The following is a 2,963-nucleotide window of genomic DNA, read 5'->3' on the forward strand; positions in this document are numbered from 1 at the left end:
ATAAACGTAGATAATTTATTGATACTCACGTCAGGTACAGAACAATATCTGATGACCTGCAAGAACAAAAAATAAATATTTTACTGACAACTACCTTGACAGTCAGCGATTACACCTTCTGCAAATGCCAAGCCATCCATCTACAATCCTATCAAGGATTATGAGAATCTGGTACTTACTGCCATCAATATCGGCACTACTGCCATGAATAAGGCAAGTGAAGCTGAATTAAAAGAAGCCATTATGAACTTTGTATCTGAATATGGTATGCTGGGACTTATGACCGCCCTGCCTACCACACCGGATTTCATTACATACGAAGCAGTATATCTGCCCAAAAACCATTTTATCAAGGAAGAAAGCATCTCTACCGAGAAATATATGTCTTACTTCTTCCCTTTTGACAAGATTGATTTCCGCAAAATGAGGATGGAATCCAGTTGGAGTACGGACAGTGTGGAAATGTTTGCTTTGATTATGACCATGAAGAACAAGCCACAGGCTGTTATGATGAGCTTTCAGAAGGAGTACGCCGAAGCCTATGAATGGCTTGTGGAAGTATTCCGGGACTGGGCATTTACCTTCTTCTCAAGTTTCCTTTACTATCAGGATTATGACAGACTGGATGAGAATGAGCGCAACCTGTATCGTCAGGGAATGGCTGCATTCGGTGGTGTGGCTCCTACCTACCGCATAGAATTACGAGAACGCCCTACCATTGTCTGGGACTTTAATTCTTTGTTGTTATGCGTGCAGATGATGTTTTCCTTTATGTTGACGGATGAAAACTCCAGCCTGAAGGTATGCAAGCACTGCGGAAAGGCATTTGTTGCCACCAGACCAAATATGGAATTCTGTTCACCACAGTGTAAGAACCAGTACAATGTATATAAGAGCAGAGCAAAGAAAAATAATACAACAGATGTGGAGTAACCCAAACATAGGAGGACTGCGTATATGAACCATTCAAATATTATTATGTACACAACCGAAGACGGTTTAACAAAAATAGAAACTACCTTTGAAGATGATACTGTATGGCTGTCTATTGACCAAATGGCAGAGCTATTTCAGAGAAATAAGTCCACTATTTCCTGACATATCAGTAAAATATACGAAGAAGGCGAATTATCACCAACGGGAACTGTTGCAAAATTTGCAACAGTTCAAATGGAAGGTAATCGTTCCGTAGAACGAAACATTGAATATTACAATCTCGACGTAATTATCTCCGTGGGATATCGAGTAAAATCTCATCGTGGTACACAGTTCCGTATCTGGGCTATGGGAATATTAAAAGAATACATGAAAAAGGATTTGCATTAGACGATGACCGCTTAAAAAGACTTGGCGGCGGCAATACTTTGACGAATTGCTTGCTCGAATCAGAGATATTCGTTCTTCTGAAAAGGTATTCTGGAGAAAAGTATTGGAAATCTATGCCACCAGCATAGACTATGACCCAAGTGCGGAAAGCTCCATTTTATTCTTTAAACAGGTTCAGAATAAAATGCACTGGGCAGCGCACAAACACACAGCTGCAGAGGTTATCTACCAACGAGCTGATGCAGAAAAAGATAATATGGGACTAACCTCATGGAGTAATAACACCATCCGTCGCTCCGATGTGGAAGTGGCAAAAAACTATCTTACTCAGCCGGAACTGGATGCTTTAAACAAAATAGTTACAGCCTACTATTACACATACTTGCACACAATTTGCATTATTTTCTCATAAATCAAATTATCCACTTCAGCAATTCCTATTCCGCCTTCAGCAAAAACAATCTGCAAACGATATATCCCTCTTCTCCTTGCTGTTGAAAATCCCACTATCATACCTAATGTTCCAAGGAATATATTCCCAACATAACCTCTTGCTAACATGCTTGTTCCGTTGGGAGCTTCACTATAGCTCATTCAAAATATCAACTAAACAAAATCAGACCCTCAGAATCTTATTCCAAGGGTCTAAAAAATATCAATGTGTTCTGTGATTTCTAGTGATTTAACTGAAAGCGCTATACAGCCACTATCACCTTAATTTCCAATTTTAATAGGAGCAATCACTAGCTATTATTCATCTAAGCTGCACATCTCAATTTGCAAACTGGCCCAAATAACATCATACTTCGTTGCTATCCGGTACATAGACTTATATTTTTTCTATCGACACTCAAAATAGAAGATTATAATAAGTTATTATGCTCCAACGCAATTTGCAAGAACATCAGCAAGAATGGTATAGTACTGCTCTTCAGCCTGTAATTTAGCCTTGGCACCACCGAAGAGACCACCAATTGCTGCAATTGTTCCCATTGCACCACCAGACGCAGCAGTATTAGCATTACGATAATTCTTACTTCCACCCATGTTGTAAACATGCATAAATGCATATTTACCCATATGCTGAACACGAATCACAAACTGCAGATAATCGTTAGCATGCTCTGGGTTGTACATAACTAAGATATCTTCAACCTGTTTGTTGAAAAGACCACCACTCTTAAGTGTATCTTCACGAAATGCTACTGGAATACCATTTTCATCAGCCTCATTCTGAATTGCTTCACGAACCGTCATAAGGTTGACGTTGTTTCCATCAGGGAATCTTACCTGCGGAATCCACTCAGTTGTTAACATACTTTCTGAATAAGCCATAATTTCAATCCTCCTATAAATGGTTTTTGCTTAATCTATAATCAATGAAGTCCTGATGAGCGAGTGTCCGCATTGCTGACTTCATAATTATACTCATATCCAGGCTTACTAGGTCTTAAGAACCCACCACCTTTTGAACTTTCCGCATCAACTACAATTTGAACTATATCTTCCATTGCTTTAGTACATCTTGGTGTGGTATAAAAAAGTTGACATCTTATTCTCAAGGATTTCATGATAGAATCAAGAGAATAAGGAGGTACTCAAAATGGCACGTAAATATGACCATGAATACAAAGTAC

2 protein-coding genes and 1 pseudogene are annotated in these 2,963 nt (G+C 39.0%); 2 read left to right on the plus strand and 1 reads right to left on the minus strand.

Annotated elements, in window-relative coordinates:
- The first annotated feature begins 204 nt into the window (after nt 1-204).
- Both ACTQWB_RS18530 and rhuM read left to right on the plus strand, forming a co-directional pair.
- Nucleotides 205-933, plus strand: a complete 729-nt coding sequence (locus ACTQWB_RS18530) for a hypothetical protein (protein WP_441502904.1) — start codon at nt 205-207, stop codon at nt 931-933.
- Between the two features lie 24 nt (nt 934-957).
- A pseudogene (rhuM, locus tag ACTQWB_RS18535) lies at nt 958-1,696 on the plus strand (RhuM family protein); the annotation flags it as partial.
- A 506-nt stretch (nt 1,697-2,202) separates the two neighbouring features.
- On the opposite strand, the gene ACTQWB_RS18540 reads toward rhuM, so the two are convergent.
- Complete coding sequence (locus tag ACTQWB_RS18540; RefSeq protein WP_441502903.1) at nt 2,203-2,661, minus strand: hypothetical protein; 459 nt, start codon at nt 2,659-2,661, stop codon at nt 2,203-2,205.
- Between the last annotated feature and the right edge of the window lie 302 nt (nt 2,662-2,963).

The sequence above is a fragment of the Blautia sp. HCP3S3_H10_2 genome (assembly GCF_052122375.1).
Classification (GTDB): Bacteria; Bacillota; Clostridia; order Lachnospirales; family Lachnospiraceae; genus Blautia_A.

Coding starts and splice junctions, on each gene's coding strand:
- ACTQWB_RS18530 (WP_441502904.1), top strand. CDS start 205: ATGAATAAGGCAAGTGAAGCTGAATTAAAAGAAGCCATTATGAACTTT.
- ACTQWB_RS18540 (WP_441502903.1), bottom strand. CDS start 2,661: ATGGCTTATTCAGAAAGTATGTTAACAACTGAGTGGATTCCGCAGGTA.